18 protein-coding genes are annotated in these 16,021 nt (G+C 48.0%); 13 read left to right on the forward strand and 5 right to left on the reverse strand.

Translation table 11 applies throughout. The features are described 5' to 3' along the window. Positions 1-382: 382 nt before the first annotated feature. The 7 genes from OGY62_RS05955 to OGY62_RS05985 are packed head-to-tail and all read left to right on the forward strand — an operon-like array spanning position 383 to position 6,678. On the forward strand, positions 383-1,267 hold the full coding sequence (locus tag OGY62_RS05955) for a FliM/FliN family flagellar motor switch protein (RefSeq protein WP_071259999.1): 885 nt from the start codon (positions 383-385) through the stop codon (positions 1,265-1,267). Next, on the forward strand, positions 1,260-1,658 hold the full coding sequence (gene fliN, locus OGY62_RS05960) for a flagellar motor switch protein FliN (protein ID WP_012133720.1): 399 nt from the start codon (positions 1,260-1,262) through the stop codon (positions 1,656-1,658). Before OGY62_RS05955 ends, fliN begins: the two co-directional genes overlap by 8 nt. Beyond that, positions 1,655-2,407 carry a flagellar type III secretion system pore protein FliP gene (fliP, locus tag OGY62_RS05965; protein WP_012133721.1) on the forward strand — a complete coding sequence of 251 codons (753 nt, stop codon included), beginning with the start codon at positions 1,655-1,657 and terminating at the stop codon, positions 2,405-2,407. The genes fliN and fliP overlap by 4 nt, the downstream gene beginning before the upstream one ends. Positions 2,408-2,409: 2 nt before the next feature. Then, the gene (gene fliQ, locus OGY62_RS05970) at positions 2,410-2,682 is read left to right on the forward strand and encodes a flagellar biosynthesis protein FliQ (RefSeq protein WP_012133722.1); all 273 of its coding nucleotides are present in this window, start codon (positions 2,410-2,412) and stop codon (positions 2,680-2,682) included. Between the two features lie 6 nt (positions 2,683-2,688). Continuing rightward, the gene (fliR, locus tag OGY62_RS05975; RefSeq protein ID WP_049009537.1) at positions 2,689-3,462 is read left to right on the forward strand and encodes a flagellar biosynthetic protein FliR; all 774 of its coding nucleotides are present in this window, start codon (positions 2,689-2,691) and stop codon (positions 3,460-3,462) included. Continuing rightward, entirely contained in the window at positions 3,462-4,595 is a 1,134-nt protein-coding gene (flhB, locus tag OGY62_RS05980) for a flagellar biosynthesis protein FlhB (protein ID WP_012133724.1), read from the forward strand. The genes fliR and flhB overlap by 1 nt, the downstream gene beginning before the upstream one ends. Next, positions 4,582-6,678, forward strand: a complete 2,097-nt coding sequence (locus tag OGY62_RS05985; protein ID WP_012133725.1) for a flagellar biosynthesis protein FlhA — start codon at positions 4,582-4,584, stop codon at positions 6,676-6,678. Before flhB ends, OGY62_RS05985 begins: the two co-directional genes overlap by 14 nt. Positions 6,679-6,738: 60 nt before the next feature. Here the strand turns inward: OGY62_RS05985 and OGY62_RS05990 are convergent, their stop codons facing one another. After that, complete coding sequence (locus tag OGY62_RS05990) at positions 6,739-7,728, reverse strand: lysozyme inhibitor LprI family protein (protein WP_012133726.1); 990 nt, start codon at positions 7,726-7,728, stop codon at positions 6,739-6,741. 168 nt (positions 7,729-7,896) lie between these two features. On the opposite strand from OGY62_RS05990, the gene OGY62_RS05995 reads away from it, so the two are divergent. Then, positions 7,897-8,154 carry a hypothetical protein gene (locus tag OGY62_RS05995; protein WP_024130634.1) on the forward strand — a complete coding sequence of 86 codons (258 nt, stop codon included), beginning with the start codon at positions 7,897-7,899 and terminating at the stop codon, positions 8,152-8,154. 126 nt (positions 8,155-8,280) lie between these two features. On the opposite strand, the gene OGY62_RS06000 is transcribed toward OGY62_RS05995, so the two are convergent. After that, positions 8,281-9,822, reverse strand: a complete 1,542-nt coding sequence (locus OGY62_RS06000) for an EAL domain-containing protein (protein ID WP_053090069.1) — start codon at positions 9,820-9,822, stop codon at positions 8,281-8,283. A 151-nt stretch (positions 9,823-9,973) separates the two neighbouring features. Then, on the reverse strand, positions 9,974-10,318 hold the full coding sequence (locus OGY62_RS06005) for an anti-adapter protein IraM (RefSeq protein WP_047458657.1): 345 nt from the start codon (positions 10,316-10,318) through the stop codon (positions 9,974-9,976). A 311-nt stretch (positions 10,319-10,629) separates the two neighbouring features. On the opposite strand from OGY62_RS06005, the gene OGY62_RS06010 reads away from it, so the two are divergent. Continuing rightward, a complete protein-coding gene (locus OGY62_RS06010) occupies positions 10,630-11,160 on the forward strand; it encodes a hypothetical protein (protein ID WP_012133729.1) in 531 nt (176 codons plus the stop codon). Positions 11,161-11,275: 115 nt separating this feature from the next. On the opposite strand, the gene cueP is transcribed toward OGY62_RS06010, so the two are convergent. Beyond that, a complete protein-coding gene (gene cueP / locus OGY62_RS06015) occupies positions 11,276-11,824 on the reverse strand; it encodes a copper-binding periplasmic metallochaperone CueP (protein ID WP_049009532.1) in 549 nt (182 codons plus the stop codon). 423 nt (positions 11,825-12,247) lie between these two features. On the opposite strand from cueP, the gene OGY62_RS06020 reads away from it, so the two are divergent. Then, positions 12,248-12,439 carry a hypothetical protein gene (locus OGY62_RS06020; protein WP_049009530.1) on the forward strand — a complete coding sequence of 64 codons (192 nt, stop codon included), beginning with the start codon at positions 12,248-12,250 and terminating at the stop codon, positions 12,437-12,439. A gap of 76 nt (positions 12,440-12,515) precedes the next feature. On the opposite strand, the gene OGY62_RS06025 is transcribed toward OGY62_RS06020, so the two are convergent. Then, on the reverse strand, positions 12,516-13,271 hold the full coding sequence (locus OGY62_RS06025; protein ID WP_200030895.1) for a helix-turn-helix domain-containing protein: 756 nt from the start codon (positions 13,269-13,271) through the stop codon (positions 12,516-12,518). 106 nt (positions 13,272-13,377) lie between these two features. Between OGY62_RS06025 and OGY62_RS06030 the strand changes: the two genes are divergently transcribed. The 3 genes from OGY62_RS06030 to OGY62_RS06040 all read left to right on the forward strand — a co-directional run bounded on the left by OGY62_RS06030 (position 13,378) and on the right by OGY62_RS06040 (position 15,993). Beyond that, entirely contained in the window at positions 13,378-13,761 is a 384-nt protein-coding gene (locus tag OGY62_RS06030; RefSeq protein ID WP_223849122.1) for a nuclear transport factor 2 family protein, read from the forward strand. A gap of 773 nt (positions 13,762-14,534) precedes the next feature. Then, entirely contained in the window at positions 14,535-15,113 is a 579-nt protein-coding gene (locus OGY62_RS06035) for a fimbrial protein (RefSeq protein WP_024130637.1), read from the forward strand. A gap of 181 nt (positions 15,114-15,294) precedes the next feature. Further along, positions 15,295-15,993, forward strand: a complete 699-nt coding sequence (locus tag OGY62_RS06040) for a fimbrial biogenesis chaperone (RefSeq protein WP_286459329.1) — start codon at positions 15,295-15,297, stop codon at positions 15,991-15,993. The last annotated feature ends 28 nt before the right edge of the window (positions 15,994-16,021 follow it).

A 16,021-nucleotide genomic window follows, 5' to 3' on the forward strand; every position in this document is an offset into this window, starting at 1 on the left:
TTTTTTTAACTCATGAATCAGGCAACTTTCATAAAGTAAAGGCAGTATACGTAGCGAATAGGAATTGTCTTGTTTTTAATGGGTATTAAAATATTAATCTATAAAAATCAATAAATTAAAAAAGTTATTAATGAGAAAATTCCTAGAGAAATAATGGATTAATAACCCCTTGATGCTTGCAATAGCAGGGTTAAGATTGTCTAATCTACATCCTGACGTAATGTGTGAGAGTTTTCGACAGCGACGTTTCTTCTGTGTTGTTCAAGAGCGACACATAATTTTTAAAACTCAAATACCTCCAGGAAATTTTACGGTTCACGCTACACAACAACCAAAAAGTGGCGTTATTTTTCATCTAAACTTTTGGTAACCCGGAATAATCATGAACCCTGCATCACAGCGAGTCAGAATTCATCAGAGAAAGGATTTACCCTCTCTGGTAAAGCTCGACACCAGTAAACTCGGTCGGCCGTGGCACAAGTTACCCAAGTTGATGAATGACAGTTTTGACATACTTGATGCACGCCTGAGCATTTATTTTCTGAAGAAACTCCGTGTTAATGCCGCGTTGAAGTCGATGACCTTCGCAATCGACCAGCAATATAAGAATGCGCAGGTTTTTTCGACGCCTTACGGAAATGTCGCCTTTGTTATTGATCGCATCTTATTGCTGAACATCCTTCATGATTATTACGGTTTAAGTAAAGACAGCAGCCATGTTGCGCCAGATGAATCGTTGCGCGTGACAAAAACAGAAGAACGCCTGAGAAGTAAACTGGGTCAGGAACTCACGCAACTGGTGATTTGCAAAGAAACCTTTGGCGAAAATCTCGATATTAAGGTCGATTATTCAACGGTCATTAGCCACTGGTCCTGGTGCATTACCTTTACCCTCGAAGGGTACGATCACGGCTCTTTTACCATTCTGCTCGATCACCACCATGTTGATCAGATGCTGGCGATACTCCGTTCGCCAGATGCGACCGATAGCCGCGCCGTGAAAAGCGTGCCGCTGAGCCCTGCGCAGATAGAACGGTTGTTCGACAGTCTGCCGTTAAAACTGAGCGGGCGTCTGGCCAGCCTGAACCTGACCGTCGCCCAGATTTCCGATATTAAACCCGGGGATATCATCCCCATCGCCATTAACGAACCTTTACCGGTATTTATCGGCAAAGAACAGATTTTTGAGGCTGCTATCGTTGAAGATCGTAGCAAGCTGTTTTTGTGCGATATCTATGATAAGACAACCGAGAAGCAATATGAGTGATTTGCAACACGAGCTAAGCCAGTCTCTTGACCTGGATGACCTGAACCTTAGCGATATGACGCAGGAAGACACCGTCGAAGGGAATATCCGCCTGGATTTGCAGCCTGAAACGCGCAACACCGCGATGACGGATATCCGTAAAATGGCGCTGTTTAGCCGCATTCCTGTGACGCTGACGCTGGAAGTCGCTTCCGTAAATATCTCGCTTGCTGAATTAATGTCAGTCAACAGCGATTCGGTGGTCGAACTGGACAAGATGGCGGGCGAGCCGCTGGACATTAAAGTGAACGGCATTCTGTTTGGTAAAGCAGAAGTGGTGGTGCTCAACGATAAATACGGCCTGCGAATCATTGAATTCAACGCCAAAGAACTCGGTGAGCTCACGCGATGAACCGCTTGTTTAACAGAAGCGGCATCGCTCTGCTGCTCCTGGGTTTTCTTGTCGCACAACCGGCACTGGCTGCAAATGGCGACATTACCCTCTTTAGCACCGCCGCCAACGGCGCAGGTCAGGATTACAACGTTAAAATTGAGATCCTGATCCTGATGACCCTGCTCGGCTTATTGCCGATCATGGTGCTGATGATGACCTGTTTCACCCGCTTCATTATCGTTCTGGCGATTCTGCGCCAGGCGCTCGGGCTGCAACAAAGTCCACCCAATAAAATTCTTACCGGGATTGCGCTGGCGCTGACATTGCTGGTGATGCGCCCGGTCTGGACCACGATTTATACTGACGCCATTGACCCTTTTCAAAAAGATGAAATCACGCTGAAACAGGCGCTGGCGAAGGCGGAAGTGCCGCTGAAGAACTACATGCTGGCCCAGACGAACAATAAAGCGATGGCGCAAATGATGAGCATCGCCGGGATCGAGGGCGATGCGCGCGAGCAGGATCTCACGATCGTGACTCCGGCCTATCTGCTGAGCGAACTGAAAACCGCCTTCCAGATCGGCTTTATGATCTATATCCCCTTCCTGGTGATCGACCTGATTGTCGCCAGTATCCTGATGGCGATGGGGATGATGATGCTCTCGCCGCTGATCGTCTCGCTGCCCTTTAAGCTGATGCTGTTCGTCCTGTGCGATGGCTGGACATTGATCGTCGGTACGCTGGCCTCCAGCGTTCAGGGTCTTTAGCGATGATGAACATGGACACGGCAGGCGATATCATGGCGACCGGCATCCATCTGGTGCTGCTGATTTCCGCCGTCGCCATTATTCCCAGCCTGATTGTCGGGCTGTGCGTCAGTATTTTTCAGGCCACCACGCAAATTAACGAACAGACGCTGAGCTTTCTGCCGCGACTGGTCGTCACCCTGGGCGTGCTGATCTTCGCCGGTAAATGGATGCTGACGCAACTGGTGGATTTTACGATCCAGATCTTTCACCAGGCGGCGGCGCTGGTCGGTTAAGCGGCGATGGGAATCGATATACAGGCGCTGTTCACGCCGCTGATGGCTCTGGTGCTGCCCTTTTTCCGCATCCTGGCGTTTTTGCAGTTCGCGCCCGTGCTGGACAACCGGGCTTTTTCCCGTCGCATTAAGATTGCCGCAGCGCTGGCGCTGTCGATCATTATCACCCCTATGCTGCCCAATAATGTTGTGCTCAGCGAACTGCTTTCGATGCGCACCGTCTTGCTGATCGGCGAGCAGCTCCTGTGGGGATTCCTGTTCGGCATGGCGCTCCAGCTCGTCTTTGTCACGCTGCAAACCGCCGGGCATATTCTGTCGATGAACATGGGGCTGGGGATGGCGATGATGAACGACCCGGTCAACGGCAGCTCCACTACGGTGATTTCGCAGATCATTTATGTTTTCTGCGCACTGCTCTTTTTCATCATGGATGGGCACCTGCTGCTGGTCACGATTCTGTTCAAAGGCTTTAGCTACTGGCCTATTGGTCAGGCGATTAACCAGCCAACGCTGACGCTGATTGTTCAGGGACTGGGCTGGATTATGGCATCTGCGACGCTTATCGCGCTGCCGACGACGTTCGTCATGCTGATTGTGCAGGGCGGATTTGGCCTGCTAAACCGCGTTTCACCAACGCTGAACCTTTTCTCGCTGGGTTTTCCGATCAGTATGCTGTTTGGGTTGCTCTGTATCTCGATGATGGTGACCAACATTCCTGATCACTATCTCAATCTCACCAATGAAATACTGGCGAAGCTCGACGCCATAAGGGTGCCGTAATGTCCTCCAGCGGCGACAAAAGCGAAAAACCCACCCCCGGAAAACTGCGCAAAGCGCGTGAAAAAGGCGACCTCCCGCGCTCAAAAGATCTGACGATGGCGGCGGGACTGCTGGCGTCGTTTTTCACCCTTGCCGCATTTCTACCCTATTACCAGCAGTTAATCCGTGAATCGTTTGCCGCTGTCGGTGAAATGGCGGGCAGGCTCGACGATCCCACGGCGCTGAATCAGTTTATGCTGCTGAACGTCTGGGTTGTACTGCGCTTTATCGCAACGCTGATTCCGATTCCGCTGTGCTGCATAGTGGCAAGCCTGGTGCCTGGCGGCTGGATTTTTACCCCCACAAAACTGAAGCCGGATTTTAAAAAGCTCAGCCCCATTAGCGGCATCAAGCGGATGTTTTCCGCCAGCCACTACACGGAAGTCGGCAAGATGCTGCTCAAGTGCGGCATTATTCTTACCGTGTTGTACATGATGGTGCATGACTCCATGCACGCTCTGCTGCACCTGCAACAGCTTTATCTTCGTCAGGCGATCGGACAAGGGTTTGCCATTTTTCGTCACGTCTTCAGCTACTTCATCGCCGTTATCGTCATTTTCGCCCTGCTGGATGTACCGCTCAGTAAGTTCATGTTCACCAAAAAAATGCGCATGACCAAACAGGAAGTGAAAGAAGAGTATAAAAACAATGACGGTAATCCACAGATTAAAGGACGCATCCGCCAGCTTCAGCGTCAGATGGCGATGGGGCAAATCGCGCGAACCGTACCAACGGCAGACGTTATCATCACCAACCCGACGCATTACGCCGTTGCGCTGAAATATGATCCACAGCGTGCCGAAGCCCCTTACATCGTTGCTAAAGGAATCGACGATGTTGCGCTCTGGATCCGTGAAGTGGGCGCTAATCACAATATCGAGGTGGTGGAATTTCCGCCGCTGGCGCGGGCAGTTTATTACACCACCCGCGTTAACCAACAGATTCCCACGCAGCTTTTCCGCGCGATTGCCCACGTACTGACCTACGTCATGCAATTAAAATCCTGGCGCGAAGGCAACGTGGAACAAAAGCCCCGCCTGAACAGGCAAATCAACATTCCTCAAGAGGTACTGAAAGCCAATGGCGAACAGTAAATTGCGCAACGCGCTGAGCGTGCTCCGTCAGGGGCAAGTCGGCGTGCCTATTCTGCTTCTCTGCGTGCTGGCAATGGTTATTCTGCCGTTGTCGCCGCTGATGCTGGATATTCTGTTTACCTTTAATATCGTCCTGGCGGTCATCGTGCTGCTGGTATCGGTGAATATGCAGCGTCCGCTGGACTTTGCGATTTTCCCGACGCTGTTGCTGATCACGACGTTAATGCGTCTGACGCTGAACGTCGCCTCTACCCGCGTGGTGTTGCTGCACGGTCATGAAGGCGAAGGCGCGGCGGGTAAGGTCATTGAAGCCTTTGGTCAGGTGGTCATCGGCGGCGATTTCGTCGTCGGTTTCGTGGTGTTTATCATCCTGATGATCATCAACTTCGTGGTGGTCACCAAAGGGGCGGAACGTATTTCCGAGGTTTCCGCGCGCTTTACCCTGGATGCGCTGCCGGGCAAACAGATGGCTATCGACGCCGATCTGAACGCGGGTCTGATTAACCAGCAGCAGGCCCGAAACCGCCGACAGGAAGTATCGAAAGAAGCAGACTTCTACGGTGCGATGGACGGCGCGTCGAAGTTTGTTCGCGGTGACGCCATCGCCGGGATCATGGTGCTGATCATCAACGTGATCGGCGGTATCTGTATCGGTATTTTTAAATACGATCTCGATGCCAGCCACGCGTTCCGCCAGTACGTACTGCTGACCATTGGTGACGGTCTGGTCGCCCAGATCCCGTCGCTGCTGCTGGCGACTGCCGCAGCGATTATCGTGACCCGCGTCAGCGAAGGCAATGACGTCAGCGATGAGATTAAAATCCAGCTTCTCTCTCGCCCGAAGGTGCTCTATACCGCCGCTTTCGTGATGTTTATTCTCGCGATTGTGCCGGGAATGCCGCACATTGCCTTCCTGAGCTTCACCGCCCTGCTGCTGTTTGCCGCCTGGCGGCAGAGCAAAGCGGTGCAGCCCGCCCAGGAAGAGACGGATATGGAGGCCATCACCGAAGCCATCGCGCCGGATGCGACGCCAGGCGTCTCCTGGGAAAGCATTCCATTGGTGGAGCCCATTGGCCTGAATCTCGGCTATAAACTGGTCACGCTGGTGGATGAGTCGAAGGGCAGTCCGTTGTCACAACGTATACGCGGCGTTCGCCAGGTCATTTCCGAGCACTGCGGCGTACTGCTGCCGGAGATCCGCATCCGGGAAAACTTCCGCCTGAAACCGGCGCAATACGCGATTCATATCAACGGCATTCGTACCGCGCTCGGCGAAGTCCAGGCTGAAAAACTGATGGCGATTCCCGGCACTGAATTGTACGGGGAGATCAACGGCATACTGGATACCGACCCCGCTTACGGCATGGCGATTGTCTGGATCGACCCGGAACAAAAGGCGAAAGCGCTGAATCTTGGTTATCAGGTGGTTGACTGCGCGAGCGTGGTGGCGACGCACGTCAACAAGGTCGCCCGCGAGCATCTGCCAGATCTGTTTAACTATGACGATATTACCCACCTGCATGCGCGCCTGGCGCTCCAGGCGCCAAAGCTGGCGGAGGATTTAAATGCCGCGTTTAACTACAGTCTGCTGCTGCGCATTTATCGCCAGTTATTGCTGGAGCAGATTTCACTGAAGGATATCGTCACCATCGCGTCCACATTGCTGGAAAGCGTCACCGTGACGAAAGATCCCGTGCTGCTGACCTCCGACGTGCGCTATGCTCTGCGCCGCGCCATCGTTCACACCATTAACGGAGATCGTCAACAACTCGCGGCCTACACCATCGACAGCCAACTGGAGAATATGCTGCTGGGCGCGCTCAACCAGGCGCAGCAGGCCGGAAAAGTGGCGCTGGATAGCTTCCCTGTCGATCCGAACATTCTGACCCAGTTGCAGACGACAATGCCGATGATTTACGAGCAGATGAAGGCGAAAGGGCTGCCGCCGCTGCTGCTGGTAACGCCGCAGCTACGTCCGGTGATCTCCCGCTATGGCCGGCTGTTCGCCAGCGGGCTGCATATTCTTTCTTATAATGAAGTGCCGGATGACGCGGATCTGAACGTCGTAGGGACGCTGGCATAACCAGCAGAAGATCGACAAAGGAGATCGCGATGACGATCTCCTTTCCCATAACGACAGGTTTTATTGATCCAGGTAACGCAGTTTCCAGCCAGCGAGCGTACGCGGCATTTTCTTGATATCGTTACCTCTGGTGCTGAAGTAGTACAACTGCATTTTTCCGGCGCTGTCGCGTTCTACCCTCGCCGCCCAGATATTGCTTTGCGTGTACATAATAATGGCCGTATGGTTGTTCGCCGCGCCACGCACCCACATAGAGACGACCGTTGCGCCGATGTTATCTATATCATCCTGATAAATGTAAACGTTGGCGGTATCCACAAACTTCTGGTAATCATCCCCCACCAGCGCGCGGAAGCGCTCATCCATTTTGGGGTCGGAGAAAATTCCCAGCGAGTACAGCGTCGCCTTCGGGCGGGGATCGTGATCCGAGCGCAGATAACGCCCATCAATAAATGCCCCCGTCGGCATCGAAATCCGGCATCCCCAGTCCGCGTTGCTGTAGACCTGAAGCGCGCCGCTTTTACGGGGGATAAACAGCAGTTTGCAATTACTGGTATCGGCAATACGTTCGACCAGCGCCATGCCGTACAGTTTTCGGGCTTCGGCCGTAAACTCATCTTTATTTAATCCCGACCAGACGCGAATATCCGTCGTGACTGACCATTCCGCGCTCCGGCTGAACTGGATCATTCCGCCACTTAAATTGGACACACTGGTGTTCCACCACAGCCCTTCCCAGTCAAAATCCGGGGCAACGTCTGAAATAGAACTGATGCCCTGATAGTAGGCACGCTCAATGCAGCTGTCGGAGGTACACGCCTGTAGCGACTTTTCCCATTCCTGGTACTTCTTGTGAACCTGTTGAGAAGGGTTTCTGACCAACATCGTGTGATAGATAACCGTCATTGTGCTGTCCAGCCAATGAAGATTGTCGTTGTTACAAATGGTGTTTTCTAAAGGCATAGAAGCACGCTGACAGTTAACCGCATAAGCGCTGGCAGCGGAGAATGACACAAGGAGTATCAGACAGTTAATCAGGCGACCAATCATTATGAATAATCTTTAACCAATACAGGGGCTTATTTTGGCTAAATTATGTTTTATTTGCAATAAGTCACAAGATTTTATTCACATTATGAATAATCACCTCCCTGATTTAAGTTGTTGCCGGTAAATGTCGCTTGATAACAATATGTGTTCCTCATGGATTGTTAGGTTATGAAGATAGACAGTAGTAATTACATGCTTTCGACACTCTCCTCAGGTTCGTCACAAAACGATGCCAGTCGCAAACCTCTCGGCATCACGCGTAACAGCGGGCAGGCCAGTCCACAAAGCGGTTACTGGCAATTGTCCAGCACCGCGGTATCGGCTGTAGTGAACCTAAAAAAAGGGGAAATGATGCCTTATTATCAGGGCTCGCCCGTGCAATGGCAGTTAATTCAGTATGATTTAGGTAAAGAGACGCCAGTCTGAATCATCGCTATACAGCATAATTATTATGAGCGGTAATCTGTCACGCACTTGAGATAGCTTATCGTTCATATCACGCCCCCTCCCCCGCGCAGAGTCCTTCAGGATATAATTCCTATAATCAGTATGTTACGTGACAACCTGATAACCTCTGATAAAGCGGATAAAATTCGCGAATGAAAGTGGCCGGGAGAAGAAATAGCCCTGGAAGAAATCAACATTTTTAGATCGAAGATAATCAACCTGGTACTTATGCTCCACCCCTTCCGCAGTCGTTTGAATACGCATTCTTTGTGCCATCTCGACCACACAATCAACAAGCGGCGTATTTTTCCCTTCCGAAATCAGATTAATAAACATACGGCCTATTTTAATATTCTCTGGCCGCAGGCCAGTGATATAAGACAGGTTAGAAAATCCCGTGCCAAAGTCATCCAGCGACAGCCCGACATTATGAATCTTCATATAATCAATTTTATTGGAGATATCATCATTCACTTCGATCTCTCCACGCTCGGTGATTTCAAAAACAAGTTGCAGGTTCTGTTCGCGAAACACGCCTGAATACGTCCCGATGAACGAATAAAAAGAGTCCTTCACCAGATGAGCATGGCTGATGTTCAGGTTAAATTTAAAACCCGGTTTAAATACCGTGACCGAGCGTTGAATATCGATAACCACCAGATCCAGTAATCCTTTCGTCAGGTCGGCAATCAACCCGGCACGTTCTGCCACCGGGATAAAGATATCGGGAGAAACAGAACCCGCTTCACAATGTTGCCAGCGGGCCAGAACTTCCGCGCCAATCACGCGGTTTGTTTTGGCGCATACAATCGGCTGGTAGTAAGGCTGGATTTCATTTCTTCTGATGGCCACCGCAAGGTGATGAGGTAATGATGCCCGATGCGATAACAGTAACCAGAGCAATATGGATGATACGAGCGCGCTGGCGATAATCATCGCAATATAGCGCCATGAGTGGGCGATCACGACCAGCGCATCCCCCAGTTCGGTTTTTCGCCAGGCAATCGTATAAAGTTTGTTATTACTTTCCGCTTTTATATAGTGTGAAAAATGCGACTCCTGCAAACTCCCCGGTTTAACGCCAGAGGCGGTTAAAATTTTATCGTTCATGCGTAAAACAATACGATCGCTGAACGCCATATTTTTGATGCGCTCAACAATAATGCGCACATCAGAAGCCGCAAATATTCTTCCCGCCGGATAAGAAACATAAAGCATCATGATGAAATCATGCGGAGAGGTGATCACCCGATCAACCCTTATGCCCTGCTGTAAAGAGAGAGCAGGACTCAGGGTGTACCCTTTGTTGTAGAGTAGCGAGGAACAATAAATCGTATTGCCCTGCGTAAAGTTAAGCGACTGAAGATGCGGGTAGCGTGTGGGGATAATATTGAGCTTTTTTTCCAGTGTCGTATTACAGGGCTGACCCAGTAACGGTTGCGCCTGCGCAATCGCCAGTCGGGCATCGCCTAATACTTTATCGACGACAAAAGCCAGACTTTTGACCTCAGATTGCAGCAGCGCCTGCTTACTTTGCTGTACGCTCGTTAACTCCAGCCACAGCACGCTGGCAAATACCAGAAAAAACAGAAAGACAGAAGCTGTAAGGATTCTTTTATCTGATTTTGTTATAAACCTTAAAGACATATCAGGTCGCTTCTTTTCTACTCAGGGCACTCTGTGTTCAGGCGACACAAAACCGGCCCGTCTTAAATGACAGCAATAAAAAGGATGGATACCCAATCTGCATGTAACGACGACGTTCTGCGATGCCAGAATAGTCACGCCATAAATTATTTTATCCGGTGACAGTCCTCGCGCCATACGGACAAAGCGTGAATACGCACCGCTGCTGTCGCGCACAGTGATTGATGGTAACAACGCCATTTCCCGGGCAATCAATTCGGTTATGAAAAGAGGCCCATAACGCATTGCTGTAGGGGAAAACGTGCAGGATTTTGATGTTCCTTTTTTTCCCGTTCGCCAGGACGCCTGAATCCTCCGGGGAGATAACGGAACCTGTGCGTAAAAAATAATCGCCCTTATACCACAGAATGAACTTAAGATTTTCCGCTCCGCTGGTCAGCGCAAAGGCGGTTCCCGTTGTCGGGCACACCAGGTTATTTTCGACGCTCCACTCCATAACAAACTCCTTTTGTTGTATGTTCGTCCATTAACGCCCTAAGAGAATTACTAATACTCTGCCTCATGTCTAACAGAAATAAGAAAAATCAAAAACCTTACGCTTGAACAGAAAACAAATACTTTATTTACACATTGACAAGGCGATCTGATTTGACTTAATGAAACATATCAGCTAACTCTGCATCTATTTTTTAAAATATCAACAGAATTTATAGCAATCACACAACATAAGATTTAAGTACAGGCCGGATTGTGTCGCAATGGTACTCAGGCAATTTGAGCAAAATAACAAATGAAGGAGTCTGATGTATGGATATAATATTTATTATCTCCTTAATCATAATTGGCTGCATCCTGGCACTGTCTGGAGGATGGATACTCATTCTGAAAGCCGAAGCTAAAATAGAACAAAAAATAATGGATGGGCTGGAACTCAAAAGGAAAGAGGATCAGAATAATAAAATTCTGCAAAAATATGAGGAGCTGTTAGCAATGGAAATCGAATGGCATACGTATCGAATATCCACCATTGAGTTTTTCATTACAAAAGTGAAGAGTAAAAGCGCCACAGAAACGCCGATAACACAACCGACAATAAGCGGCGACAGCAAACTTTACTCCAAAATAAAAGCATTAATATCTATTTACTTTCCGCATCTACAGGATGATTATAATACGCTGTGTAAAGTTTCAAACTGCTCTATCTATTTTGACTTTATCTACGGCAGATGTACCAGCAGCAATAAAGTCATTACCACACTGACAGAAAAGCGAGCGCAATTTAAATCGCTGTCTACGGAATTTCAAAACAAAATCCGAAAAGAAGTCACCATTACATGATACGTGATTCGCACCCGATGCGGGGCTGAGTCACCGGCAAGGGAATCGCCCTGAAGATAGAGACTGGCGAAGAATGCAGCACATCGTCAGTCATCTCTTCAGGCTGTTTATCTCTTTACGAGGCAGCGCGTAATTGCAGGTCGGTCAGGCAAGTCTGACTGTCATTCGCGGTTTTAAACGAATAAGCCGCTTTTTTCCCCTCATGACTGATTTCAATCATCCCCTCAGTGTTACGCGGCAGCCATAACCCGATAAAGCCATTCTGATAACTTTTCATTTTCTTATGTATCAACACCGTACCGTTCCGATCTGTCACGTTCACATCAAACCAGGTGTCCGGCATTTCTCCCTGGCAACCTGAAAGACTGTGGTTAAAACAGGGATGGGTTTGATATTCATAAGGCGCCAGCGAGAGATAAAATTTCTCACCCAGCGGAAAGGTGTACGTTTCGCCATTCGCCGACAGTTTCAGATCCGTGCTGGTCACAGAAGCGGTATACGGTAAAGGACGCGACTGAGGGTTTTGATCGATAGCATCCACCATTTGCTCAACCGATTTTCCCGCCAGCCCGCGTTCAGCCAAAAACGCCGTTTCCTGCGTCGATGCCATTGAGATATTACTTAGTGCAATAAATAATAATAAAGACTGAATGATTTTCGGCATAATTATTATCCTTGTACGAATTGTGTTTCACAATTATACGTCTTTTCAGGAAGAAGAAGACAGGCGCACATCAGGTAAAGTTTAGAAAAGATCTGTATGAGCGTGCTAAATAAGCAAAAAAATGAAAGACATGCAGTCCAATAAAAAAGAGTTCAAGTGACCATATCACAATTATGAACTTTTCCCTGTAAAATATATGTTATATAAACAACTAACTGATAACATGTCAACACTGATAAAAGCGTAATACATCAATGTAAACAGAACACGCCTGAGTCCAGAGTCTCATTTATTCTCTCCGGTACATTGTCCTTGCATCTTAAATCCAATGAGAAAAAATAATAATCTTGACAAGATAATTACACAGCATAAATATGGGCAACAAGAAATAAAGGCATAACCTTATAAGCATAAGGAATATTTATGGAAAGGGAACTGTTAAACATAAAAAAAACAGGAAGAAATAAAATAGACCACGACCTTAACTTAAAAATTAATGTCTTTAAAACGTTGCGACAAGAAAATGTCCTGATGAAGGATTATATTAATCTGCTGGAAAACAGAATTATTTTTCTGGAAGGCGTCATTCTGGAGAAAACGAAGAACAAATCATAAGATTCTATTATACAGGCAGGGATGTCTGACTCCGTGTGCCTTGTCGCATAAGTGACTCTATTTATGCGACCTTTTTTTAAACCACATTCGTACCATGACCGAAACGCAGATAGAACTGCCCTGGCGTCATTCCCATAAAACGCCTGAACACGGCAATAAATGCACTCACATTCTCATAACCCGCTAATTGCGCGACAAGGCTGACAGGCTCTCCGCGCAGTAAATATTCCAGAGACAAAATGACTTTCGCTTTTTGCTTCCACTGACCGAATGTTAATCCCGTCTGCTGTATAAAAAGGCGGCTCAACGTCCTGACGCTCAGCCCGGCCTGTTTCGCCAGCTCTGCCTGACTCCGCGTACAGGCCCTGTCGGCCAGTATTTTTTGCGCAATCTGTCTGACCCTTCTGTCGTCGGGAAGGATCAATTGTGAAGAGAGCGCATCAGCATAGCGAATCTCATCGACCATAACCTGCAACAGGTGGGCCAGCCGCTCTGAAGGCTCTCCGATGGTTCCCTCCCCACAAATTTTCTCAAGCAACAGCAGTAAAAAAGGCGACGCTGCCCGAATGCACGGCGAGGAGGGAAAGGCCCCGCAATATTCCGCGCTGAAGTGCAGACTGGCGCCATATGCACTCACCGGCATCCACGCGCAATGGGGTAACGACGGCGGAATCCACCCTACCGAACCGGGCGTCAACGCCCACTGCCCTTGTTCCGTTTCGACCATCACCATGCCACGCGTGACCCAGTACAATTGCCCGCCAGGGTGATGGTGCCACTGAGTCGTATGCTTAGAGGAGTGATGTAAAGGTTGAATGCTTTCTATCATCATGGCCGATTTAACGTATTTATTGTCTTACTACGGTTACTTTGCCGCTTCAGTCTGAGGGTAATCTTCCCTGTACGCAATCACGATGAGGAAGAGAACATTGGAAAATATGATGCAACGCATTGCTCAGGCGCTTGATGCCGTTATTTCCCGACCTGGGCACGATGAACACACTATCGAATCATTTTTCACGCCCGATTATCGCCAGACGGTAAATGGCATCGACCTTGATTACGAGAACTTCGTCGCACACATGGCAAAACTAAAACAGGTTACTCGTACCATGAAGGTGAACATTCTGGCCATCGCTCAGCAGGGCAATCACGTTCTGACCCATCACCTGGTGACCGTCATCAAAACGAACGGCGAACAGGCACAAACCGAAGTCTTTGCCTGTTTCACATTAGAAAATGGCCGTATTGCTGCCTGTCAGGAATTAACCCGGTTAATCAGCGGCGCCGAAGAAGATAAAATGCTGGGAAGTCTGCGGTGATCGGGAGCGAATTAAGGGACAGATAAAGACCGGAATGCAACGACAGAACGCAGCCCCGCCTATAAAAATACGGAGTTTGCGGTATATAACAGTCCCCATATGGCAAAGCCGTACACTCTGCTCCCCTGCCATTGCACTATTTAGTTAGCGTCAGTGCGTACCTGTAAGAATAAGCAGCAATCCCCCTCCGCTCTCCTTTTTATTAAAACGCCATTTTATATTGCATGCCTGGGCGTTTTTATCCCTTTTGCTCATCCTCTTCACCCACTTTCATTTTAATAAATCTTATTAATTAAAATAATCCACCCTGAATAATGAAACAAAAATAAAACAAACAAAGAACATTTAACTACTTTTCTTTATAAATATAACATTAGCGCGCAAAATATTCTCTTTTTTTGTCGTTACCTGATTGTGTAAATCAATATTACTGAATGTAAGCATCAGATTTTTTCCATTTTGCCTTTCGTTTTATAAGAATTTTAAAATTTAAAGTTACATCTCAGTTACACGATCAGTGCCATATGCTGATAAACAAGAAAAAAAACCAAAACAGCAGACTTATACACTTAATTTAAGTAAATTCTTAAACTGATATTTTAAGATTGTGTTACATCAATTAGGATCATCACCTAACCTGATGGAAATAATGATGCAGGCTCCATTTTTCCGTTTTCAGGGATTTTACGGATGTAGACAGCAAGACCAGGACGGTTTTGTGACATGAAATGTTCGTCCCCAGGACGGGAGCAAACATACTGGAGTTAATATCAATGAAAAAGCTCGCTATCTCTTCTTTCGTTATCGCGTCATCCTTCGCAGCCTTTAATGTCAGCGCTGCAACCGAGGCTTCTGGCGGTACTATCACCTTTACCGGCCAGGTTACTGATACAACCTGTACAATTAACGGCGGAAACTCTGCTGACCTGACGATTCCATTAGATCCCATCGCCGTTAGCGATGCATCTACCGCAGGTCTGATCCAGAAAAACCGTAAACAATTTACTCTGGAATTTACCGGCTGTACTTCTGCTTCCCTGGGGCAGGACGATGGCGCGGGAAATAAAAATACCCTGAATCTGATCCTGAGTTCAGACAGTATTTCTAACGATGGTCTGTATCTGAACAACACACAGTTGAGAACCGACGGCACGAAGAAAAACGTGGGTATCGCACTCAGCACGCTGGCCAATAGCCAGACGCCGCTGAACCTGCATACTAACCTTGATACGAATGTTGAAGGTGATAGCGCCACTGTCGATCTGTATGCGAACTACTATAAAGTCGGTTCAGACGCTGCCGATACCGGTGCCGTTAACACCATGCTGACTTATACCGTCGCGTATTTATAAGCAACGGGTTAATTTACTCATATAAATAAAGAGCCTGATCCGTCATTATTGACTTATTGTATTCGCGAATTATTTTCACCTTCTGGTGAGGTATTCTTATACCTGCAATTCAGAAGGGAAGAGAGAAAATAAACGCGACCAGGTATATTGATTAGATTAGGCTCTCTTTTTTCAGGTTAATATGAAACGTTCTCTCATTTTTCTAACGCTTATTGCCTTCAGCTTTAGCAGTCTGGCGAATGTTATTATTAGCAATACCAGGGTTATCTATCCTGAAGAACAAAAAGAAACAACGGTTCAGCTGATTAACCGTGGCAACAGTCCGGCGTTAATTCAGGCCTGGATAGACGAAGGTAATCCAGACTCTACGCCAGAAACCGCTCAGGTTCCCTTTTTGCTGACGCCGCCAGTGGTGAAAGTTGAAGGCGGTAGCGGCCAGCAGCTGCGCATTCGCTATACCGGTTCAGCCAACGCGCTGCCTCAGGACAGGGAATCCGTTTATTACCTGAATGTGCTGGATATTCCGCCAAAACAGGAAAATCTTGATGGCAAAAACACGATGCAAATCGCCATTAAGTCGCGCATCAAATTATTTTATCGCCCGACCGAACTTACGATTCCAGTCAGCGATTTACATAAGTATTTATCGTTTAGCGCGCAGGGTAATCAACTTGTCGCCACAAACCGGGCTCCTTATTTCGCATCGATTGCCACAATGAGTTCACGAGGTAAATCTCTTACTGGCGAACCGAAAATGATTGCGCCATTGTCAACACTGACAATACCCACGACAGGGGCGGCTTTATCGGGGCAGGCTTTGGATATTCTGTTAGTTGATGATTACGGTTCATATCAAAAATATTCATTCACCACAAAATAATATAATAATGTCCAAATGAATGGGGATG

Origin of the sequence: Citrobacter sp. CK198, assembly GCF_030333295.1 — a bacterium.
In the GTDB taxonomy this organism is placed as follows: Bacteria; Pseudomonadota; Gammaproteobacteria; order Enterobacterales; family Enterobacteriaceae; genus Citrobacter_B; species Citrobacter_B koseri.

Bases quoted from the DNA above. Each gene is read 5' to 3' on its own strand.
- OGY62_RS06035 (WP_024130637.1), top strand. From the start codon at position 14,535: ATGAAAAAGCTCGCTATCTCTTCTTTCGTTATCGCGTCATCCTTCGCA.
- fliQ (WP_012133722.1), top strand. From the start codon at position 2,410: ATGATGAACATGGACACGGCAGGCGATATCATGGCGACCGGCATCCAT.
- cueP (WP_049009532.1), bottom strand. From the start codon at position 11,824: ATGCCGAAAATCATTCAGTCTTTATTATTATTTATTGCACTAAGTAAT.
- OGY62_RS05955 (WP_071259999.1), top strand. From the start codon at position 383: ATGAACCCTGCATCACAGCGAGTCAGAATTCATCAGAGAAAGGATTTA.
- OGY62_RS06025 (WP_200030895.1), bottom strand. From the start codon at position 13,271: ATGATGATAGAAAGCATTCAACCTTTACATCACTCCTCTAAGCATACG.
- OGY62_RS06000 (WP_053090069.1), bottom strand. From the start codon at position 9,822: ATGTCTTTAAGGTTTATAACAAAATCAGATAAAAGAATCCTTACAGCT.
- OGY62_RS06030 (WP_223849122.1), top strand. From the start codon at position 13,378: ATGATGCAACGCATTGCTCAGGCGCTTGATGCCGTTATTTCCCGACCT.
- fliN (WP_012133720.1), top strand. From the start codon at position 1,260: ATGAGTGATTTGCAACACGAGCTAAGCCAGTCTCTTGACCTGGATGAC.
- OGY62_RS05990 (WP_012133726.1), bottom strand. From the start codon at position 7,728: ATGATTGGTCGCCTGATTAACTGTCTGATACTCCTTGTGTCATTCTCC.
- OGY62_RS06010 (WP_012133729.1), top strand. From the start codon at position 10,630: ATGGATATAATATTTATTATCTCCTTAATCATAATTGGCTGCATCCTG.
- flhB (WP_012133724.1), top strand. From the start codon at position 3,462: ATGTCCTCCAGCGGCGACAAAAGCGAAAAACCCACCCCCGGAAAACTG.
- OGY62_RS06020 (WP_049009530.1), top strand. From the start codon at position 12,248: ATGGAAAGGGAACTGTTAAACATAAAAAAAACAGGAAGAAATAAAATA.
- fliR (WP_049009537.1), top strand. From the start codon at position 2,689: ATGGGAATCGATATACAGGCGCTGTTCACGCCGCTGATGGCTCTGGTG.
- OGY62_RS06040 (WP_286459329.1), top strand. From the start codon at position 15,295: ATGAAACGTTCTCTCATTTTTCTAACGCTTATTGCCTTCAGCTTTAGC.
- OGY62_RS06005 (WP_047458657.1), bottom strand. From the start codon at position 10,318: ATGGAGTGGAGCGTCGAAAATAACCTGGTGTGCCCGACAACGGGAACC.
- OGY62_RS05985 (WP_012133725.1), top strand. From the start codon at position 4,582: ATGGCGAACAGTAAATTGCGCAACGCGCTGAGCGTGCTCCGTCAGGGG.
- OGY62_RS05995 (WP_024130634.1), top strand. From the start codon at position 7,897: ATGAAGATAGACAGTAGTAATTACATGCTTTCGACACTCTCCTCAGGT.
- fliP (WP_012133721.1), top strand. From the start codon at position 1,655: ATGAACCGCTTGTTTAACAGAAGCGGCATCGCTCTGCTGCTCCTGGGT.